This is a genomic window from Micromonospora sp. R77 (assembly GCF_022747945.1).
Taxonomy (GTDB): domain Bacteria; phylum Actinomycetota; class Actinomycetes; order Mycobacteriales; family Micromonosporaceae; genus Micromonospora.
In genome coordinates this window covers 2,397,761-2,418,459 of record NZ_JALDST010000001.1, presented here as the reverse complement: position 1 = coordinate 2,418,459, position 20,699 = coordinate 2,397,761, and the positions used below count along the sequence as shown (strand labels likewise).

19 protein-coding genes are annotated in these 20,699 nt (G+C 73.3%); 15 read left to right on the top strand and 4 right to left on the bottom strand.

Going from position 1 to position 20,699, the window contains the following annotated elements:
* Window positions 1-582 precede the first annotated feature (582 nt).
* Window positions 583-822, top strand: coding sequence for a hypothetical protein (locus tag MRQ36_RS11195; RefSeq protein ID WP_242794800.1), 240 nt, complete (start codon window positions 583-585; stop codon window positions 820-822).
* Between the two features lie 546 nt (window positions 823-1,368).
* On the top strand, window positions 1,369-1,740 hold the full coding sequence (locus MRQ36_RS11190; protein ID WP_242794799.1) for a hypothetical protein: 372 nt from the start codon (window positions 1,369-1,371) through the stop codon (window positions 1,738-1,740).
* A gap of 9 nt (window positions 1,741-1,749) precedes the next feature.
* On the opposite strand, the gene MRQ36_RS11185 is transcribed toward MRQ36_RS11190, so the two are convergent.
* A complete protein-coding gene (locus MRQ36_RS11185; RefSeq protein ID WP_242794798.1) occupies window positions 1,750-2,919 on the bottom strand; it encodes an NADH-quinone oxidoreductase subunit D in 1,170 nt (389 codons plus the stop codon).
* Window positions 2,916-4,031 (bottom strand): SAM-dependent methyltransferase, encoded by a 1,116-nt coding sequence (locus MRQ36_RS11180; protein ID WP_242801019.1) that lies wholly within the window; start codon window positions 4,029-4,031, stop codon window positions 2,916-2,918. The genes MRQ36_RS11185 and MRQ36_RS11180 overlap by 4 nt, the downstream gene beginning before the upstream one ends.
* A 236-nt stretch (window positions 4,032-4,267) precedes the next feature.
* On the opposite strand from MRQ36_RS11180, the gene MRQ36_RS11175 reads away from it, so the two are divergent.
* The 10 genes from MRQ36_RS11175 to MRQ36_RS11130 all read left to right on the top strand — a co-directional run bounded on the left by MRQ36_RS11175 (window position 4,268) and on the right by MRQ36_RS11130 (window position 16,202).
* Window positions 4,268-5,245 (top strand): Rossmann-like and DUF2520 domain-containing protein, encoded by a 978-nt coding sequence (locus tag MRQ36_RS11175; RefSeq protein ID WP_242794797.1) that lies wholly within the window; start codon window positions 4,268-4,270, stop codon window positions 5,243-5,245.
* Between the two features lie 43 nt (window positions 5,246-5,288).
* Window positions 5,289-6,137: a pantoate--beta-alanine ligase gene (gene panC, locus MRQ36_RS11170; RefSeq protein WP_242794796.1), complete on the top strand. Its 849-nt coding sequence runs from the start codon at window positions 5,289-5,291 to the stop codon at window positions 6,135-6,137.
* A gap of 34 nt (window positions 6,138-6,171) precedes the next feature.
* The gene (gene panD, locus MRQ36_RS11165; RefSeq protein WP_242794795.1) at window positions 6,172-6,597 is read left to right on the top strand and encodes an aspartate 1-decarboxylase; all 426 of its coding nucleotides are present in this window, start codon (window positions 6,172-6,174) and stop codon (window positions 6,595-6,597) included.
* A gap of 74 nt (window positions 6,598-6,671) precedes the next feature.
* Window positions 6,672-7,580, top strand: coding sequence for a septum formation family protein (locus tag MRQ36_RS11160; protein ID WP_374251110.1), 909 nt, complete (start codon window positions 6,672-6,674; stop codon window positions 7,578-7,580).
* A 61-nt stretch (window positions 7,581-7,641) separates the two neighbouring features.
* Window positions 7,642-9,336, top strand: coding sequence for an L-aspartate oxidase (locus MRQ36_RS11155; RefSeq protein ID WP_242794793.1), 1,695 nt, complete (start codon window positions 7,642-7,644; stop codon window positions 9,334-9,336).
* 55 nt (window positions 9,337-9,391) lie between these two features.
* Window positions 9,392-10,288 carry a carboxylating nicotinate-nucleotide diphosphorylase gene (nadC, locus tag MRQ36_RS11150; RefSeq protein ID WP_242794792.1) on the top strand — a complete coding sequence of 299 codons (897 nt, stop codon included), beginning with the start codon at window positions 9,392-9,394 and terminating at the stop codon, window positions 10,286-10,288.
* A 32-nt stretch (window positions 10,289-10,320) separates the two neighbouring features.
* Window positions 10,321-11,079, top strand: coding sequence for a type III pantothenate kinase (locus MRQ36_RS11145; protein ID WP_242794791.1), 759 nt, complete (start codon window positions 10,321-10,323; stop codon window positions 11,077-11,079).
* 105 nt (window positions 11,080-11,184) lie between these two features.
* Window positions 11,185-12,693, top strand: a complete 1,509-nt coding sequence (gene lysS / locus MRQ36_RS11140; RefSeq protein WP_242794790.1) for a lysine--tRNA ligase — start codon at window positions 11,185-11,187, stop codon at window positions 12,691-12,693.
* Window positions 12,694-12,808: 115 nt separating this feature from the next.
* Window positions 12,809-13,159 (top strand): Lsr2 family protein, encoded by a 351-nt coding sequence (locus MRQ36_RS11135; RefSeq protein ID WP_242794789.1) that lies wholly within the window; start codon window positions 12,809-12,811, stop codon window positions 13,157-13,159.
* Window positions 13,160-13,670: 511 nt separating this feature from the next.
* The gene (locus tag MRQ36_RS11130; protein WP_242794788.1) at window positions 13,671-16,202 is read left to right on the top strand and encodes an ATP-dependent Clp protease ATP-binding subunit; all 2,532 of its coding nucleotides are present in this window, start codon (window positions 13,671-13,673) and stop codon (window positions 16,200-16,202) included.
* A 205-nt stretch (window positions 16,203-16,407) separates the two neighbouring features.
* Here the strand turns inward: MRQ36_RS11130 and MRQ36_RS11125 are convergent, their stop codons facing one another.
* Entirely contained in the window at window positions 16,408-17,313 is a 906-nt protein-coding gene (locus MRQ36_RS11125; protein WP_242794787.1) for an A/G-specific adenine glycosylase, read from the bottom strand.
* 96 nt (window positions 17,314-17,409) lie between these two features.
* Here MRQ36_RS11125 and MRQ36_RS11120 point away from each other — a divergent pair, with 96 nt between their 5' ends.
* From MRQ36_RS11120 to MRQ36_RS11110, 3 genes are all read left to right on the top strand, one after another.
* Window positions 17,410-17,922, top strand: a complete 513-nt coding sequence (locus MRQ36_RS11120; RefSeq protein WP_242794786.1) for a glycine cleavage system protein R — start codon at window positions 17,410-17,412, stop codon at window positions 17,920-17,922.
* On the top strand, window positions 17,919-18,479 hold the full coding sequence (locus tag MRQ36_RS11115; protein WP_242794785.1) for a peptide deformylase: 561 nt from the start codon (window positions 17,919-17,921) through the stop codon (window positions 18,477-18,479). The genes MRQ36_RS11120 and MRQ36_RS11115 overlap by 4 nt, the downstream gene beginning before the upstream one ends.
* A gap of 105 nt (window positions 18,480-18,584) precedes the next feature.
* Window positions 18,585-19,364, top strand: a complete 780-nt coding sequence (locus MRQ36_RS11110) for a hypothetical protein (protein WP_242794784.1) — start codon at window positions 18,585-18,587, stop codon at window positions 19,362-19,364.
* 30 nt (window positions 19,365-19,394) lie between these two features.
* On the opposite strand, the gene disA is transcribed toward MRQ36_RS11110, so the two are convergent.
* Window positions 19,395-20,579 (bottom strand): DNA integrity scanning diadenylate cyclase DisA, encoded by a 1,185-nt coding sequence (gene disA, locus MRQ36_RS11105; RefSeq protein ID WP_242794783.1) that lies wholly within the window; start codon window positions 20,577-20,579, stop codon window positions 19,395-19,397.
* Window positions 20,580-20,699 lie beyond the last annotated feature (120 nt).

Below are 20,699 nucleotides of genomic sequence, written 5' to 3'. Positions count from 1 at the left end.
TCTCGCCGAGAAGCGCACTCCCGCCCTGCTGACCGTCCTGTTCTGGATCGGGGTGGGGCTCGCGCCCCTGGCCGCGCTGATCCTGCTGGTGGCCGACGGCAACGGTCCGCTGCGGTTCGGTGCCGTGCTCGCCATCCTGGCCGTCGTCCTGATCGGCCTCTCCATCGCGTTGCGGGCCGAGGGCGGCGCTCCCGCCGTCGAGTTGGGCGACGAGATCGAGCAGCTGCGCCGGGAGCTGCGGGCCGAGATCGTGGCCGCCGCCCAGCGCGGCAACCAGGCCATGGACCAGGCGCAGCGGGCCGAGGACTCGGTCACCGCGATGCGCCGCCGGCTCGACGCGATGGCCGCGGGCATCGCCGCCGCCGCGGGTGTCACCGCTGCGCCGGCTGACGAGGCGGTCGGCGGGCGTGCCCGGGTGCCGGCTGGAGAGGGGTACGACGACCCGGCTCCCCGGGGCCGCTACGCCGCGCCGGACGAGTCGGCGTGGAGCGAGCCGGCGGCCGAGCGCCACGACGAGGACGAGGCGGCCCGCCGCCCCCGGCCCGTCGGCCGCTACGGCACCGCCCAGCCGGGCACCCCGGCGTGGCCGCCCAGCCCGCCGCCGCCCGGTCCGGCGTCCACGGCACCGCCCAGTCCAGCGGGTACGCCGCCCAGTCCGGCGTCCACGGCGCTCCGTCCGGCGGCTACGGCGGCCAGGCCGGCGTCTACGGCACCGCCCCCTCCGGCGGCTACGGGGCCGCACGGGCCGCCGAGCAGGACGGCCGGCCGGAGCCCGGCCCCGCCCGGTCGGGGTGGTGCACCACACCGAGACCGTGCACGTGACCACCCGGCACACCATCGTGGACGGTGCCGATCCGGCCGCCGGCAACCGCTACGGCCGCTGGTCCCCGGCCCCGAGGAGCGGTCCCGGGGTGCCGCCGAGCCCGACGAGCGCCCCCGCTCCGGTTACGGCGACGACCGGGGCTGGTCGGCCGACGACCGGTCCCGCGCCGCGCAGCCCGACCGCTCCTGGTCGGCGGCCGCGCCGGAGGAGCGGTCCTGGTCGGGGCAGCGCGACGAGCGGGCCGAGGGGCGGGCCGCCCGGGTCCCGGTGCCGCCCGGGACAGGTCCTGGGCGACCCCGGTCGACGACCGGGCCGGCCACGACGACGGCCGGCCCTGGGCGTCCGCCGCCGCGGCTCCTCGGGACGACCGGTGGTCCACGTCCGCCGACGACGAGCCGAGCTGGGCGGGGCAGGGCTCGACGGGGCAGGCCTGGGGTCCGACCGACGGCCGGTCCTGGGACGCCCCCGAACCGTCCGCCCCGGCCGTCGGCGACCAGGACGGGGAGTACTGGTCGCAGCTGCGCGCCGGGGACCGGTGGGCCTCGGTGCGCCAGGACGAGCACGGCCGCGAGGTACGGGTCGGTGAGCGGCGGGCCGCCGTGCACGCCGACGGCGGCGGCACCGAGTACCGGGTGGAGGACCGGTGGGCCTCCGTACGCCGGGCCGAACCCCGCCGCGAACCGGACGACGACGCCGGCTGGGGCGGCGGCTGGGCGGAGGAGAACCGGCCGGCCCTCCCGGTCGGCGGCGTACCGGTGCCCGACGAGTGGCGCCCGCCGCGGCAGCGGAGCGCGGAGCCGCTGTGGCGGACGGCCGAGCCGGAACCGGTCCGCTACGACCAGCCGCGCGGCGACGGCGAGCGGTACGGCTATCCGCCCCGCGACGACGTCCCCCGGGCCGGTGGCCGCCGGCGCTGACCGGCCGGCCTACTTGTCGATGTCGCCGACCACGAAGAACATCGAGCCGAGGATGGCGATCAGGTCCGGCACCAGGCACCCGGGCAGCAGGGTGGCCAGCGCCTGCACGTTCGCGTACGAGGCGGTGCGCAGCTTGAGCCGCCACGGGGTCTTCTCGCCCCGGGACACCAGGTAGTAGCCGTTGATCCCGAGCGGGTTCTCGGTCCAGGCGTAGGTGTGCCCCTCGGGCGCCTTGACCACCTTCGGCAGCCGGGTGTTCACCGGCCCGGTGAGCCGGTCGACCCGGTCCAGGCACTGCTCGGCGAGGTCGAGGGAGACGTACACCTGGTCGAGCAGCACCTCGAAGCGGGCGTGGCAGTCCCCGGCGGTCTTGGTGACCACGGGCACGTCGAGCTGGTCGTACGCCAGGTAGGGCTCGTCGCGGCGCAGGTCCAGGTCGAGGCCGGAGGCCCGGGCGACCGGCCCGGACGCGCCGAACGCGGCGGCCTCGGCGGCGGACAGCACCCCCACCCCGACGGTACGGGCCAGGAAGATCTCGTTGCGCCGGATGAGGTGGTCGAGGTCGGGGAGCCGGCGGCGTACCTCGCCGATGGCGGCGCGGGCCCGCCCGGTCCAGCCGGCCGGCACCTCCTCCTTGAGCCCGCCGACCCGGTTGAACATGTAGTGGATCCGGCCCCCGGAGACCTCCTCCATCACCGCCTGGATGGTCTCCCGCTCCCGGAACGCGTAGAAGACCGGGGTGATCGCGCCGATCTCCAGCGGGTACGACCCGAGGAACATCAGGTGGTTGAGCACCCGGTTCAGCTCGGCGAGCGCCATCCGCAGCCAGGTGGCCCGCTCGGGCACCTCCATGCCCATCAGCCGCTCGACGGCGAGCACCACGCCCAGCTCGTTGGAGAAGGCCGACAGCCAGTCGTGCCGGTTGGCCAGCACGATGATCTGCCGGTAGTCGCGTACCTCGAAGAGTTTCTCCGCGCCCCGGTGCATGTAGCCGACGATCGGCTCGGCGGCGACCACGCGTTCGCCGTCGAGGACCAGCTTGAGCCGCAGCACACCGTGCGTGGAGGGGTGCTGGGGGCCGATGTTGAGCACCATGTCGGTGCCGAGCTGCTCGCCGCCCGCGCCGGTGCCGACGGTCAGTTCGCGGAGGTCGCCGGCATCCGTGGTCATGCCCGTCATCGTGCCATGAGCGCGTCGAGGTCGATGCCGACCGGTTGCCGGAGCCACCAGTGTCCGCCGAGCCCGGCCGGGTCGGTCAGTTCGGCCACCGTCGAGGCGGCGGCCAGCGCCCGCACGTACCCGGCCGGGTCGGTGCCGGCCAGGCTGATCGGTGGTCGCCCGCCGTCGGCCCCCAGCGCGAGCAGCGCCTCCCGCTGCGTGACCAGCGAGTACGCACACCCCGCCACCCGCTCCCCGGCGGCGGCGACCGAGTCCACGGCGAGGTGCACGGTGACGTCACAGGATCCGTCGGGTACGGGCGGCACCTGCCGCCCACCGCGATATCCGGTCAACGTCCCGTCGATCGGCCGGCCATCCCGCAGGTGCCCGTAGTCCACGGTCAGCGCCAGTCCGCGCTCGATCCGGCCGATCGCCCCGGCCCACGCCTCGTCCCGGCTCCGCCCGATCTCCCCCCGCGCCTCGTCGACCGCCGGCCACCAGCGGGTCAGCCAGTCGGCGTCCTCCGGGTTGACGAGGGCACCAACGGACTCCGCGCCGGTCGCCGGGTCGACCAGCAGGTAGCGCCAGCCTTCCGGAGTGTGCCGGGCCAGGTCGAGGGGGACGTTGTCCAGCCACTCGGTGGCCAGGAGCAGGCCGGTGATCCCGGCGGGGATGTCGGGCACCCAGTCGATCTCCGACGGGAGGTCCGGGGGACGGGGGGCCCGTTCGACGGCGGTGAGGCGTACCCGATCGGCGAGCGGGGCCGGGGCGGCCGGCGAGGGGCGGGCGGCGGCCGTGCTGGTCGGGGTTTCCGGGGAGCCCGCCCGCGCAGGGATCAAGCCTGACCGCCCGGAGCGGGTGGGCTCCCCGGAAACCCCCACCGCGGACCCGCCACCGGACCTGGCAGGGGAGCCGGCTGCGGCCAGGAGCGCACGCAGCAGTTCGCCCCGACCGGCGCCCACGTCCACGACGTCCAGCCGTGCCGGATGGTCGAGGGCCGCGTCGACCCGGGAGAGGAGACGGAACAGGGCAGCGGCGAAGACCGGGGAGGCGTGCACGCTGGTACGGAAGTGGGCGGCCGGCCCGGCCCCGGAGACGAAGAAGCCGTCGGGCCCGTAGAGCGCCCGCTCCATCGCCACCCGCCACGGCACTCGCTGCTCGGGGAACGTCACCGACCGACCGTACGGCCACCGTCCCGGGTGACTGTCGCAAGGTAGCCGGAGCGCCGTCCGGGCAGGTCGGACGAGGCCCGGAATTCCGGCCTCCACGCGCCCGGTGAAGGTTTTCACACATCCTTGTTTTCGTTCCGTAACCCCGGCGCATACTTGCCATCGACCGGTACCCCCGCACGAGGACTGGATCGACTGCCATGAGCGCACCGCTGCGCCCGCGCCCGGCCGCCCCGCAGGGGCCTGCCGCGCCGTCGGGTGGCGCCATCGCCGGCGCCCCGCTCGTCTTCCCCCGTACCCTGACCGTCGGCGTCATCGGCGCCGGCCGGGTCGGTGCCGTGCTCGGCGCGGCGCTGTCCGCCGCCGGCCACCGGGTGGTCGCCGCCGCCGGCGTCTCGGGGGCCGCGAAGGCCCGGATCGCGCTGCTGCTCCCCGGCACCCGGAACCGCTCCGCGACCTCGGTCGCCCGCGCCGCCACCGACCTGCTGATCGTGGCGGTGCCGGACGACGCCCTGGCCGGCGTGGTGGCCGGGCTGGCCGAGACCGGGGCGCTGCGCCCGGGACAGGTGGTCGCGCACACCTCCGGCGCGCACGGCCTGACCGTTCTCGCCCCGGCCGCCGCGGTGGGCGCCCACCCGTTGGCCCTGCACCCGGCGATGACCTTCACCGGTACGCCGGACGACCTGACCCACCTGCCCGGCATCTCCTACGGGGTGACCGCCCCGGCGGAGCTGCGCCCGTTCGCCGCCCGGCTGGTGGCGGACCTGGGCGGGGTGCCGGAGTGGGTCGGCGAGGCGGACCGGGCGCTCTATCACGCGGCCCTGGCGCACGGGGCGAACCACCTGGTCACCCTGGTCAACGAGGCGGCCGACCGGCTGCGCGACGCCGGGGTGGACCGGCCGGAGAAGGTGCTCGCCCCGCTGCTGCGGGCGGCGCTGGAGAACGCGCTGCGGCTGGGCGACGACGCGCTGACCGGCCCGGTGTCCCGGGGCGACGCGGGCACCGTACGCCGGCACCTGGACCGGCTGGCGGCGACCGCGCCGGAATCGGTGGCCCCCTACCTGGCGTTGGCCCGACGGACGGCGGACCGGGCCATCGCGGCGGGCCGGCTGCGGCCGGTGGACGCCGAGTCGCTGCTGGACGTGCTGGCCGGGATCCATCGGGAGGTGGCGGCGTGAGGAACGAGCCGATTCGGGGACGGTCGCGGACGGGAGCCCTGGCGTGACGGAGCTGGTGCACACGCGCGCGGAACTGGCGGCGGCGCGGGACGGGCTCAAAGGCACCGTCGGCGTGGTGATGACCATGGGCGCGCTGCACTCCGGCCACGAGGCCCTGCTGCGGGCCGCCCGGGAGCGGGCCGACCACGTCCTCGTGACGATCTTCGTGAATCCGCTGCAGTTCGGCCCGAACGAGGACTTCGACCGGTACCCGCGCACCCTCGACGCGGACCTGGAGATCTGCCGGCGGGCCGGCGCGGACGTGGTCTTCGCGCCCTCGGTGACCGACATGTACCCGGACGGCCAGCCGAAGGTGCGGCTGGACCCGGGCCCGCTGGGCGAGGACCTGGAGGGGCTGAGCCGGCCGGGCTTCTTCCACGGGGTGCTGACCGTGGTCCTGAAGCTGCTCCAGCTGACCCGAGGTGACCTGGCCTTCTTCGGCGAGAAGGACTACCAGCAGCTGACCCTGGTCCGGCGGATGGTCCGGGACCTGGACGTGCCGGTGGAGATCGTCGGTGTGCCGACGGTGCGGGAGCCGGACGGGCTGGCCCTGTCCAGCCGCAACCGCTACCTCTCCCCGGCGGAGCGCCAGGTCGCGCTGGGCCTCTCGGCCGCGCTGCGGGCCGGCGTCGAGACCGCCGACCGTGGTGGGGACGCGGGTGCGGTGCTGGCCGCCGCCCACCGGGCCTTCGACTCGGGTACGCCCGGCGCCCGGCTGGACTACCTGGTGCTCACCGACGCGGACCTGGAGCCGGGCCCGGTGACCGGTCCGGCGCGGCTGCTCGTCGCGGCGTGGGTCGGCACCACCCGCCTGATCGACAACACCGCGATCCGGCTCGCCCCCCGTTCCTGACCCCACCACCACCTCCCGCTGAAAGGCATCCCGAATGTTCCGGACCATGCTCAAGTCGAAGATCCACCGGGCCACGGTGACCCAGGCCGACCTGCACTACGTCGGCTCGGTGACCGTGGACCAGGATCTCCTCGACGCGGCCGACCTGCTCCCCGGCGAGCAGGTGGCGATCGTGGACGTCACGAACGGGGCGCGGCTGGAGACGTACGTGATCCCGGGTGAGCGGGGCAGTGGCGTGATCGGCATCAACGGCGCCGCCGCGCACCTGGTACACCCCGGTGACCTGGTCATCCTCATCTCGTACGGGCAGATGGACGACGCCGAGGCGCGCTCCTGGCAGCCCCGGGTGGTGCACGTCGACGCGGAGAACCGGGTGATCGAGTTGGGCGCCGACCCGGCGACCGTCGCCCCGGGCACCGCAGGCGACCCGGTCCCCAGCCCGCTGGCCGTCGTCGGCTGAGCCGCACTTTCCGGTCTGTCACCGGAAGGTCATTTCTGGTTACCCTGAGCGGACCGTCGAGTGACGGTCGTCGGCTGGGGGAGGCCGCGATGCGCCGAGCGATGACTACTGTGGTCGCCGCGTTGGTGGCGGGCGCCGCGCTGACCGGCTGCGCCGCCACGGGCGGGCTGGACGGGGACCTCACCGACGATTGGGCCGCCCCGCCGGCGGCCACCGCCTTCACCCCGGCCGCCGGGGTGTGCCAGGTCGCCGACACCGGCGGCACGCTCACCCTGGCCGCGTACGAGCCGGTGGGGTGCGACCTGCCGCACCGGGTGGAGACCGTGCACGTCGGTGTCTTCGGTACGGCCCCGGCGGCACCGCCCACGGTCGGTTCGGCCGAGCTGCGGGGTGCCTTCACCGACTGCGACACCCGGGCCAGTGGTTACGTCGGCGCCGACTGGCGGGCCGGGCGGCTGCGGCTGGCCTTGGCGCTGCCGTCGGCACCGGGCTGGGCGGCCGGCTCCCGCTGGTACCGGTGCGACCTGACCGAGCTGACCACGGTCGAGGAGAAGGCCGAGGTGGTCACCCGGACGGGCAGCCTGCGGGACGCGCTGAAGGGGCCGTCCGCGCTGCGCCTGGGCTGCCAGCAGACCGGCATCTCGGCGCGGCGGGTGCAGACGCTGACCCCGGTGGCATGCACCGGCCGGCACGACGCCGAATTCGTCGGGGTGTGGCGGGCACCGGACCGGCCGTACCCGAAGAAGGACGCCGACTGGGCGCCGCTCTACGCCGGGTGCCGGGGTGTCCTGGCGACCTACGTGGGGGTGGCGAACGACGCGCTGCTGCGCTTCCGCAGCGGCGTGGTGGTCCGGCCGCCTGGCGCGGGCCGGTGGACCGCCGGGGACCGGGGGATCCGCTGCTACCTCTGGCTCAGCGACCGGTCGGTGACCGCCTCGCTGAAGTCCGCCGGCCCGACCGCCCTTCCGGTACGGACGAAGTAGCCGGAACCACTCGTCCCGCCCCCGCCGCCCGGGACGAGGAACGTTCGGGTTGACTGTGCCCATGGACGTCTCGACCGTCGACCTGCCGGCCCTGCCCAGCCTGCTGGCCGCTCCCGCGCCCGGCTGGGTGGAGACCACCGACGTGATCGTGGTGGGTTCCGGCGTCGCCGGGCTGACCGCCGCGCTGCACCTGCGCGAGGCGGGGCTGCACGTCACCGTGGTCACCAAGGTCAACATCGACGACGGCTCGACCCGCTGGGCGCAGGGCGGCATCGCCGCCGTGCTGGACCCGGCGGACACCCCGGCCGCGCACGCGTACGACACGGAGGTCGCCGGGGTCGGGCTCTGCGACCCGGACGCGGTCGGGGTGCTGGTGCGGGAGGGCCCGACCCGGCTGCGCGAGCTGATGCGGATCGGCGCCGAGTTCGACCGGAACCCCGACGGGTCGCTGATGCTCACCCGCGAGGGCGGGCACCGGGCCGACCGGATCGTGCACGCCGGCGGCGACGCCACCGGGGCGGAGGTGCAGCGGGCGCTGCACGCGGCGGTCCGCCGCGACCCGTGGATCCGGCTGGTCGAGCACGCCCTGGTGCTGGACCTGCTGCGCGCCCCCGGCGACGGCCCGGGCGGCCTCGGCCCGGCCTGCGGCATCACCCTGCACGTGCTCGGCGAGGGCAGCGAGGACGGCGTCGGCGCGCTGCTGGCCCGGGCCGTGGTGCTCGCCACCGGCGGGATGGGGCAGGTCTTCGCGGCCACCACCAACCCGGCGGTCTCCACCGGTGACGGGGTGGCGCTGGCGCTGCGGGCCGGCGCGGCCGTCACCGACGTCGAGTTCGTGCAGTTCCACCCGACCGCGCTGATCGTGCCCGAGCACGCCCGGGTGCCCGGTGCCGGGCTGGCCCAGCAGCCGCTGGTCTCCGAGGCGCTGCGCGGCGAGGGCGCCCACCTGGTCGACGCCGACGGCAAGCGGTTCATGCTCGGCCAGCACGAGCTGGCGGAGCTGGCCCCCCGGGACATCGTGGCGAAGGGCATCCACCGGGTGCTGCTGGAAACCGGCGCGGACCACGTCTTCCTGGACGCCCGGCACCTCGGCGGCGACTTCCTGGCCGGGCGCTTCCCGACCATCGTCGCGTCCTGCCTGGCCATCGGGGTGGACCCGGCCACCGACCTGATCCCGGTCGCCCCGGCCGCCCACTACGCCTCCGGCGGGGTCCGCACCGACCTGCACGGCCGCACCTCCATCCCCGGCCTGTACGCCTGCGGCGAGGTCGCCTGCACCGGCGTGCACGGCGCCAACCGGCTGGCCAGCAACTCGCTGCTGGAAGGGCTGGTCTTCTCCCGACGGATCGCCGAGGACATCGCCGCCGGCCTGCCCGAGCAGGCGAAGCCGGCGGATACCGGTGCCTGGGTGGGCGGCGCGGGCTGGGTGGTGCCCGCCGAGGGCACCGCGACGCTGCAACGGGCGATGACCCGGGGCGCCGGGGTGCTGCGCTCGGCGGCGACCCTGGCGGCCACCGCCACCACCCTGGGCGAGCTGGGCGCCGCGCGGGGCACCCCGCGGACCGCCGACTGGGAGGCGACGAACCTGGTCACCGTGGCGTCGACCCTGGTCGCCGCCGCGTACGCCCGCCAGGAGACCCGGGGTTGCCACTGGCGGGAGGACTTCCCGACGGTCGACGAACGGTGGCGCGGTCACCTCGTCGAGGCGGTCGGTGCGCAGGGCCGGTTGGCGCAGCAGTGGGAGCCGGCACCGTGAGCGCGAGGAGTGAGCCGGTTCTGCGAGCCCCGCAGTCGCGAACGAAGGAGCAACAGTGAAGGACTCGACCCGGCAGGCGCTGGTCGACGGTGGGCTGGACCCGGAGCGGGTCCGGCGGGTGATCGTCGACGCGCTCGCCGAGGACCTGGGGCCGGACTTCCTCGACGTCACCAGCGTCGCCACCATCCCGGACGCGCAGACCGACACCGCCGACCTGGTCGCCCGAGCCGACGGCGTGGTGGCCGGGCTGGCCGTCGCCGCCGCCGTGTTCGAGCTGGTCGGCGAGGTGACCGGCAGCGGTCGTACGGTCGAGGTGTCGACGGTGGCGCACGACGGGCAGCGGGTGGCGCGCGGCGACGTGCTGGCCACGGTGACCGGCCCGACCCGGCTGCTGCTCACCGCCGAGCGGACCGCGCTGAACCTGCTCTGCCGGATGTCCGGGGTGGCCACCCACACCCGGGCCTGGGCGGACGCCCTGGCCGGCACGAAGGCGATGGTGCTGGACACCCGGAAGACCACCCCGGGCCTGCGCGCCCTGGAGAAGTACGCGGTCCGGGCCGGCGGCGGCACCAACAAGCGGATGGGTCTGCACGACGTCGCGATGATCAAGGACAACCACAAGCTGGCGGCCGGCGGCGTCGCGGCGGCCTACCGCCGGGTCCGGGAGACCTTCCCCGACGTGCCGGTGCAGGTGGAGGTGGACACGGTCGCCGAGGCGGTGGAGGCGGTCGAGGCCGGAGCCGGCTTCCTGCTGCTGGACAACATGGACCCGCCGACGCTGCGCGAGGTGGTGGCGGAGGTCGGCGACCGCGCCGAACTGGAGGCGACCGGTGGGCTCACCCTGGCGGTGGCGGCCGAGTACGCGGCGACCGGCGTGGACTTCATCTCGGTGGGTGCGCTGACGCACTCCTCGCCGATCCTGGACATCGCGCTGGACCTCCGGGAGGAGTGAGGGTGGCGGCCCGCGGCGTCTAGGCTGCGTGCGTGCTGCTCTGCATCGACATCGGAAATACCAACACCGTGCTGGCGACCTTCGACGGCGACAAGCTGGTGCACTCCTGGCGGATCAAGACCGACGCCCGTTCCACGGCGGACGAGCTGGGTCTGATGTTCCGGGGGCTGCTGGCCGGTGACGCCGTGGAGATCACCGGGGTGGCCGCCTGCTCGACGGTGCCGGCCGCGTTGCGCTCGCTGCGCGCCATGCTGGCCCGCTACTACGCCGACCTGCCCCACGTGATCGTGGAGCCCGGGGTGCGGACCGGGGTGCAGCTCGCCATCGACAACCCGAAGGAGGTCGGCTCCGACCGGGTGGTGAACACGCTGGCGGCGTACACCCTCTTCGGCGGGCCGTCGATCGTGGTGGACTTCGGCACCACCACCAACTTCGACGTGATCAGCGGGCGGGGCGAGTTCCTCGGCGGCGCGTTCGCCCCGGGCATCGAGATCTCCTTCGACGCGCTCGCCGCCCGCGCCGCCCAGCTGCGCAAGGTGGAGGCCACCAAGCCCCGCTCGGTGATCGGCAAGAACACCGTGGAGTGCCTCCAGTCCGGCCTCTACTTCGGCTTCGCCGGCCAGGTGGACCGGATCGTCGAGCGGATGGTCGAGGAGCTGGGCGAGGTGAAGGCGGTGATCGCCACCGGAGGGCTGGCCTCGGTGGTGATCGGTGAGTGCCGCAGCATCACCCACCACGAGCCGATGATCACCCTGATCGGGCTGCGCATGGTCTACGAGCGCAACACCTGAGGACCACCGGGTGGGCGCGGCGGTTATCTCGTGACGGTCGACCTGGGGCCTTGAGTACGCTCGGGCGTGACCCCGCCCGACAACTCCCTCCTGAGGAAGCGTGCCGTGACCGAGCAGAACGCCGTGCCAGTGGACCCCGCCGACGACCTTCCCGAGCAGCTGAAGGTCCGCCGGGAGAAGCGGGACCGGATGCTCGCCGAGGGCGTCGAGCCGTACCCGGTCGGCTTCCCCCGCACCAGCACCCTGGCGGAGATCCGCGCGAAGTACGCCGAGCTGCCCACCGACACCGCCACCGGCGACCGGGTGTCGGTCACCGGCCGGGTGATCTTCGTACGCAACACCGGCAAGCTCTGCTTCGCCACCCTGCGGGACGGCGACGGGACCGAGCTGCAGGCGATGCTCTCCCTGGACCGGGTCGGCGCGGAGCGGCTGGACGACTGGAAGCGCCTGGTCGACCTCGGTGACCACGTCGGTGTCACCGGCAAGGTGATCACCAGCCGGCGCGGTGAGCTGTCGGTGCTGGCCGACGAGTGGGCGGTCACCGCCAAGGCGCTGCGCCCGCTGCCGGTGGCGCACAAGCCGTTGAGCGAGGAGGCCCGGGTCCGCCAGCGGTACGTGGACCTGATCGTCCGCCCGCAGGCCCGCCAGATGGTACGCACCCGGGCGGCGGCGGTCCGGAGCCTGCGGGACACCCTGCACGCGCGGGACTTCGTCGAGGTGGAAACCCCGATGCTCCAGTTGCTGCACGGCGGCGCGGCGGCCCGCCCATTCGTGACCCACAGCAATGCGTTGAGCACCGATCTGTATCTGCGAATCGCACCGGAACTGTTTCTCAAGCGGGCCGTGGTCGGCGGCGTCGACCGGGTCTTCGAGATCAACCGCAACTTCCGTAATGAGGGCATCGACTCGTCGCACTCGCCGGAGTTCGCGATGCTCGAGACCTACCAGGCGTACGGCGACTACAACACGATGGCCGAGTTGACCCGCAATCTGGTGCAGCAGGCGGCGATCGCGGTCAGCGGCTCGACGGTGGTGACCCACGCGGACGGCCGCGAGTTCGATCTGGGCGGCGAGTGGCGCTCGGTGAGTCTCTTCGGTGTGCTTTCCGAGGCGCTCGGCGAGGAGGTGACGGTCCGCACCGACCGCTCCCGTCTGGTCGAGTACGCCGACAAGGTCGGCGTCTCCGTCGACCCGAAGTGGGGGCCCGGGAAGCTGGCCGAGGAGCTCTTCGAGGAACTGGTCGTGCCGGGCCTGCAGGAGCCGACCTTCGTGCGGGACTACCCGGAGGAGACCAGCCCGCTCACCCGGTCGCACCGCAGCGAGCCGGGACTGGCCGAGAAGTGGGACCTCTACGTGCTCGGTTTCGAGCTGGGCACCGCGTACTCCGAGCTGGTGGACCCGGTGGTGCAGCGCGAGCGGCTGGTGGCCCAGGCGCAGCTCGCGGCGCGCGGCGACGACGAGGCGATGCGGCTCGACGAGGACTTTCTCCGGGCGATGGAGTACGGAATGCCCCCCGCCGGTGGTATGGGAATGGGAATCGACCGGCTCTTGATGGCGCTGACCGGCCTGGGAATTCGGGAAACCATCCTGTTCCCGTTGGTCCGGCCGGAGTAGCCGCGGAGCTTCTCCGGCTCGTTACCGCGTCCTATTGACGCGGCAAGCATCGCGCAGGTTATTGTGCTCCTTGATTAGTTGCAGGAGCAGACCCTGCTCGAAAGGAATGTGGGACGTGGCCAAGCAGATCATTCACAAGCTGGTCGATGACCTGGACGGCGGGGACGCTGACGAGACCGTCAAGTTCGCGCTCGACGGAGTGCAGTACGAGATCGACCTCTCCGCTTCCAACGCTGAAAAATTGCGCGACGTATTCGCGCCGTACGTGGCGGCCGGCACGAAGGTCGGTCGGGGCGGCGTGGTCGTGGGCGGCCGGGCGGCGCGCGGCCGGGGCGGCGCGACCGCCGACCGGGAGCAGAACCGGGCGATCCGGGAGTGGGCCAAGAAGTCCGGCAAGGACATCTCCGACCGGGGGCGCATCCCGCAGGAGATCGTCGACGAGTTCCACTCGAAGGCGGGCCACTGACGCGGGACCCGTCACGGGCGACACGACGCCGGACCGGAGCACCACTCCGGGCCGGCGTCGCCGTATCCGCCCGGCCGCGCCCTCTGTCCGGTCCGTCCCCACCCGCCGGACGGGCGCGTGGGACGCGGGTCCGGGTGGGAAGAACCGGGCCGGGACGGGTGTTGTCCACAGGCGGTGGAGAGTGTGTCCACAGCTGTGGACGACCGACGGACGGCACCGTCGCCGGTCGACCCGGAGCCCCGGGAACCCTCCCGGGAGCCACGACCGGGCTTTTCCGCCGACGGTCGAATTTCGCTCTGCGCGTACAGGCGGGGGTACCGGAACACCTCCTGAGCGCGGACGGTTGTCAGAAACGACGCGTACACGGGCTTTCGCGGGGAGACACGACCTCAGCGGAGTCGGTCCGCGGCGATAGAGTAAGGAGGCACGGACGCCCGTCCCGGACGTCCGCGCACCGGCCCCGCCAAGATCTTGACCATCAAGGCGCACGGCACGTGAGGAGCACGAGGGCATGTTCGAGCGGTTCACCGACCGAGCGCGACGGGTTGTCGTCCTGGCCCAAGAAGAGGCCCGGATGCTCAACCACAACTACATCGGTACGGAGCACATCCTGCTGGGCCTCATCCACGAGGGTGAAGGCGTCGCGGCAAAGGCCCTGGAGAGCCTCGGCATCTCCCTCGAGGGCGTCCGCCAGCAGGTCGAGGAGATCATCGGCCAGGGCCAGCAGGCACCGAGCGGGCACATCCCGTTCACGCCGCGGGCCAAGAAGGTGCTGGAGCTGTCCCTGCGCGAGGCGCTGCAGCTCGGCCACAACTACATCGGCACGGAGCACATCCTGCTCGGGCTGATCCGTGAGGGCGAGGGCGTGGCCGCCCAGGTGCTGGTCAAGCTCGGCGCCGACCTCAACCGGGTCCGCCAGCAGGTGATCCAGCTGCTCTCCGGCTACCAGGGTAAGGAGCCGGCCGCGGCGGGCGCCACGCCGGGCGAGGCCGCGCCGTCGACCAGCCTGGTGCTGGACCAGTTCGGCCGCAACCTGACCCAGGCCGCCCGGGAGGGCAAGCTCGACCCGGTGATCGGGCGCGAGAAGGAAATCGAGCGGGTCATGCAGGTGCTCTCCCGCCGTACCAAGAACAACCCGGTCCTGATCGGTGAGCCCGGCGTCGGCAAGACCGCCGTCGTGGAGGGGCTGTCCCAGAAGATCATCAAGGGCGAGGTGCCCGAGACCCTCAAGGACAAGCAGCTCTACACGCTCGACCTCGGTGCGTTGGTCGCCGGGTCCCGCTACCGCGGTGACTTCGAGGAGCGCCTGAAGAAGGTGCTCAAGGAGATCCGCACCCGCGGCGACATCATCCTGTTCATCGACGAGATCCACACCCTGGTGGGTGCGGGTGCCGCCGAGGGCGCGATCGACGCGGCGAGCATCCTCAAGCCGATGCTGGCCCGTGGTGAGCTGCAGACCATCGGCGCCACCACCCTCGACGAATACCGCAAGCACCTGGAGAAGGACGCCGCCCTCGAGCGCCGCTTCCAGCCGATCCAGGTGGGTGAGCCCTCGCTGGCCCACACCATCGAGATCCTCAAGGGCCTGCGCGACCGCTACGAGGCGCACCACCGGGTCTCGATCACGGACGCTGCTCTCGTGGCGGCCGCGACCCTGGCCGACCGGTACATCTCCGACCGCTTCCTGCCGGACAAGGCGATCGACCTGATCGACGAGGCCGGGGCCCGGATGCGGATCCGCCGGATGACCGCGCCGCCGGACCTGCGTGACTTCGACGAGCGGATCGCCCAGGTGCGCCGCGACAAGGAGTCCGCGATCGACGCGCAGGACTTCGAGCGGGCCGCCCAGCTCCGCGACAAGGAGAAGCAGCTGCTCGGCCAGAAGGCCCAGCGGGAGAAGGAGTGGAAGGCCGGTGACCTGGACGTCGTCAGCGAGGTCGACGACGAGCAGATCGCCGAGGTGCTCGGCAACTGGACCGGCATCCCGGTCTACAAGCTGACCGAGGAGGAGACCTCGCGCCTGCTGCGCATGGAGGACGAGCTGCACAAGCGCGTCATCGGCCAGGAGGACGCGGTCAAGGCGGTCTCGAAGGCGATCCGGCGGACCCGGGCCGGCCTGAAGGACCCGAAGCGGCCGTCCGGCTCGTTCATCTTCGCCGGCCCGTCCGGCGTCGGTAAGACCGAGCTCTCCAAGGCGCTCGCCGAGTTCCTCTTCGGCAGCGAGGACGCCCTCATCCAGCTGGACATGTCCGAGTTCCACGACCGCTACACGGTCTCCCGGCTGGTGGGTGCCCCTCCCGGTTACGTCGGCTACGACGAGGGCGGGCAGCTGACCGAGAAGGTGCGGCGTCGGCCGTTCTCGGTGGTCCTCTTCGACGAGATCGAGAAGGCCCACCCGGACGTGTTCAACACGCTGCTCCAGATCCTGGAGGACGGGCGGCTCACCGACGGCCAGGGCCGGATCGTGGACTTCAAGAACACGGTCATCATCCTGACCACCAACCTGGGCACCCGGGACGTGGCCAAGGCCGTCTCCCTGGGCTTCCAGGCGTCGGAGGACTCCGAGTCCAACTACGACCGGATGAAGCAGAAGGTCAACGACGAGCTCAAGCAGCACTTCCGGCCCGAGTTCCTGAACCGGATCGACGACACCATCGTCTTCCACCAGCTGCGGCAGAACGAGATCCTGTCGATCGTCGACATCATGATCGCCCGCATCGAGACCCAGCTGCGGAACAAGGACATGGGCCTCGAGCTCACCGACAACGCCAAGAAGTACCTGGCGACCAAGGGCTTCGACCCGGTGCTGGGCGCGCGGCCGCTGCGCCGCACGATCCAGCGCGACATCGAGGACAACCTCTCCGAGCGGATCCTCTTCAACGAGCTGACCCCGGGTCAGATCGTGGTGGTGGACTGCGAGGGCGACCCGACCAACATCGACAAGTCGAAGCTGGTCTTCCGCGGTGCGGAGAAGCCGGTCGAGGTGCCGGACGCCGTACCGGCCGACCTCGGCGGCGCCGCCACCGCGGGCGCGGACGAGTAACCGACATCTGATCAGGGCGACGGCCCCGGTTGGCGAGAGCCCACCGGGGCCGTCGCCCTTTCCGCACCGGCACCCCTCCGCTCCCGGCCGGTCCGGCCCGCGAATGGCCACTCTTTCCGGGAAAGAGTGGCCATTCTGCGGCGGGAGGCCACTCTTTCCGGGAAAGTGCGTCGGGCGTCTCTCCGGGAGAGTGCGTGGCGGGTGGCTAGGGGTGGGGCAGCGGGACGGCGGGACCGTCGCCGGCGAGGCGGAAGGACTCCTGGCCGACCGGTTCGACCAGGCCGTCGGTGACCAGCCCGGCCAGGGCCCGGGCCCGTTGCACGTCGTCGGTCCAGACCTGGTCGAGGCGCTGGTGCGGCACCGGGCCGGTGGCCTCCCGGAGCACGGCCAGGAGCAGACCGCGTACCTGCCGGTCGGTGCCCGCGTAGCGCTGGGGACGCCGGGTGGGGCCGGTGGGGGCGACCTGGCCGGAGGCCCGCCAGGCGCACACCTGCTCGACCGGGCAGACCGGGCAGCGGGGTGACCGGGCGGTGCAGACCACGGCCCCGAGCTCCATGAACGCCGCGCTGGCCAGCGCCGCCGCGGCCGGCTCGACCGGGAGCAGTTCCTCGGTGGCGACCAGGTCGGCGGGACGGGTGGCCGGTCCGGCGTCGGGCTCGCCGGCGATCGCCCGGCAGACCACCCGGCGTACGTTCGTGTCGACCACGGGGTGCCGCTGCCCGTACGCGAAGGCGGCCACCGCCCGCGCCGTGTACGTCCCGACCCCCGGCAGCGCCAGCAGCTGGTCCAACCGGTCCGGCACCTCGCCGCCGTGCCGCTCGACGATCGCCACCGCGCAGTCGCGCAGGCGTACCGCCCGGCGGGGGTAGCCGAGCCGTCCCCACATCCGGATCGCCTCGGCCGGCGTGTCGTCGGCGAGCGCGGCCGGCACCGGCCACCGGGCCAGCCACGCCTGCCAGGCGGGGAGCACCCGCACCACCGGGGTCTGCTGGAGCATGACCTCGCTGACCAGGATGGCCCACGGGGTGGTGCCGGGCTCGCGCCACGGCAGGTCGCGGGCGTTCTCCTCGTACCACCGGCTGACCAGGGTGGCGAAAGTGGGCTCAGACATCGCGTTGCCGATGATGTCACGGCCCGGATTCCCGCTGGATGGGCGGGCAGGGCGGGCCGGCGGAGGCGGCCGACGTCGTCGGGGCAGAATGTCCGGATGAACGAGCTCGCGATCACCGTCATCGGCCGGGACCGCCCCGGCATCGTGGCCGACGTGGCCGAGGCGCTCGCCCGGCTCGGCGCGAACCTCACCGACTCCACGATGACCCGCCTGCGGGGACACTTCGCGATGACGCTGATCTGCGTGGGCCCGGCCGCCGCCGACGTCGAGGCCGCGCTGGCCCCGCTCGCCGCCGACGGCCAGCTGCTGGCGACCGTACGCGCGGTCACCCCCGACGGTGGGACGACGCCGGCCGGTGAGCCGTACGTGCTGGCGGTGCACGGCGCGGACCGGATGGGCATCGTGGCGGCGATGACCCGGGTGCTGGCCGACGCGGGTGGCAACGTGACCGACCTGAGCACCCGGCTGACCGGCTCGCTCTACGTGGTGGTGGCCGAGGTGGAGTTGCCGCCGGGCAGCTCCGACGAGGTGGCCGGCCGGTTGGCGCGTACGGCTGCCGACCTGGGGGTCGGCGTGAGCCTCCGCCCGGCGGACACGGACCTGCTGTGACGGCTCAGGACGTCGGCCTCGGCGGCTGGACCCCCGAGGCGCTCGCCGTGCCGGGTGTGGTCCGCCCGGTGGTCTGCGCCCCCGAACCGGTGCTCAGCCGTCCCGGGCCGGAGGTGGACCCGACGTCGGACGAGGTGGTCCGGCTGGCCGCCGACCTGGTGGCCACGATGCGGGTCTCGCCGGGCTGTGTGGGCCTCGCCGCGCCGCAGGTGGGGGTGGCCGCCCAGGTCTTCGCCGTGGACGTGACGGGGCATCCCAAGGCGGTGACGGTGCACGGGGTCTTCGTGCTCTGCAACGCGCGGGTGGTGGAGGCCAGCCGGTGGAAGGCCGGGCGGGAGGGCTGCATGTCGGTGCCCGACCTGACCGGCGACGTGAAGCGGGCCAGCCGCCTGGTGGTCGAGGGCGCACTCCCCGGTACGGGCCGTCAGGTCCGGCTGGTCACCGACGGCTTCGAGGCGCGCGCCCTGCAGCACGAGATCGACCACTGCGCGGGTCTGCTCTTCCTCGACCGGGTGGCCGGGGCGCACGCCGTCTACCAGCGCAAGGTCTATCTCTGAGGGCTCACGGATCGTGTCGACTGTGGACACCATCGACGGCGGGCCGTATCGATCCCGGCGCGTCGCCCCGCACCCCGTGCGCCACCGGGCTACGGTGAGGACATCATGCGTCTGACGGTCGGCCCCCTGCCATCCACCGTGTACTGGCGGCGTCGCGCCGTCGTACTCGGAGCGGGGCTTCTTTTCCTGATTGTCCTGCTCTATTCCTGCAACGGCACGGAGCGCAACACCGGCGCCACACCGCAGTCTTCCTCGACGCCGACCACGTCGGCGGCGGCTCCGGAGGCGTCTGGGTCGGTGCTGACCCCGCAGTCGGGGGATCCGTCCGCCACGCCGGGCGACTCCGGCGGCGGCCCGGGTGCCGGTGGGCCGGGTGTCGGTGGGCCGGGTGCCGGCGACACCGGTGGGGGTGCTCCGGCCGGTGGTGGCACCGCGACCAGCGACGCTCCGGCCGGTCCGGGCGCGCCGGTCGCCCCGGTGGTGGACGACGGCACCTGCACGGACGCCGAGATCCTGGTGACCCCGGTGGCGGTGCCGGCGACGGCCCAGCGGGGCACGGTGGTGAACCTCCAGCTCAAGATCAAGAACAAGTCCCAGCGCACCTGCAGCCGGGACGTGGGCGCGGACGTGCAGGAGCTGTTCATCAAGGCCGGTGCGGAGAAGATCTGGTCCTCCGACACCTGCGGCACCGGCAAGGGCTCCGACGTGCAGTCCTTCACGCCGGGCTTCGAGCGCCTCTACGAGCTGGGCTGGAACGGCCGGGACGCCAGCCGGTGCAGCAACGGGGTGGCCGCCGGTGACTTCGCGCAGATCGGGACCTACCAGGTCTTCGCCCGGGTCGGCACCAAGCTCAGCGAACCGGTGAAGCTGACCATCACCGGCTGACCGGCGGCCGGGCCGGTAGCCGCGATCGGCTCAGACGTAGCGTTCCAGGATGGACGCCTCGGCGAGCCGGGAGAGGCCCTCCCGGACGCCCCGGGCCCGGGCGTCGCCCACCCCCTCCACGGCCTGCAGGTCCTCGACGGTCGCGCCGAGCAACCGCTGGAGGCTGCCGAAGTGCACCACCAGCCGGTCGACCACCGCGACCGGGAGCCGGGGCACCTTGGCCAGCAGCCGGAAGCCGCGCGGGCTCACCGCCGCGTCGAGCGCGTCCGAGGCGGACGGGTAGCCGATGGCCTTGGCCACCGCCACCAGGTCGATCAGCTCGGTGGCACTGAGCAGGTCCAGCTCGACCAGCGCCTCGTCGAGGGTGCGCGGCTTGCGGCCGGTCGGGAGGTAGTCCCGGATGACGAGGGTGCGGTCGGCGTCCACGCCGGCCATCAGCTCGTCGAGCTGGAGGGCCAGCAGCCGGCCGTCGGTGCCCAACTCGACCACGTAACCGGCGATCTCGTCGGCGATCCGGCGGACCATCTCCAGTCGCTGCACCACCGCGACCGCGTCCCGGACGGTGACCAGGTCCTCGATCTCCAGCGCGGAGAGGGTGCCGGAGACCTCGTCCAGTCGCAGCTTGTAGCGCTCCAGGGTGGCCAGCGCCTGGTTGGCCCGGGACAGGATCGCCGCCGAGTCGTCCAGCACGTGGCGCTGGCCGTTGACGTAGAGGCTGATGATCCGCATGGACTGGCTGACCGAGATGACCGGGTAGCCGGTCTGCCGGGCCACCCGCTCCGCGGTGCGGTGCCGGGTGCCGGACTCCTCCGTCGGGATCGACGGGTCCGGCATCAGGTGCACGCCGGCCTGGACGATCCGGGTGCCGTCGCTGGACAGCACCACGGCACCGTCCATCTTGCACAGCTCACGGACCCGGGTGGCGGAGAACTCCACGTCCATCGGGAAGCCGCCGGTGCAGATCTGGTCGACGACCTTGTCGTAGCCGAGGACGATCAACGCGCCGGTGCGGCCGCGCAGGATCCGCTCGAGCCCGTCGCGGAGCGCGGTGCCCGGCGCCATCAGGGCGAGATTGGCCCGCAGCGGGTCGCCGCTGGCTCCGCCGACGTTCCCGGTCACGCTGACGCTGATCGGACGGGCGGAAGAGCCCACGGCGCCGGTGCGGGCGTGCGGCGTCGTCGCGGCGGGCTTGGTGGCATCGCGGTCGATCGGCACGGGCACAGTCTACGGACTGCCCTGCGGTGGGTGCTCTCGTGGTTACTGTGATGTGTCACGATGTCCGGCTCTCCTGCTCGGCGACCTGGCGTGCCGGCTGTCCGATATCGCCCACCCGGC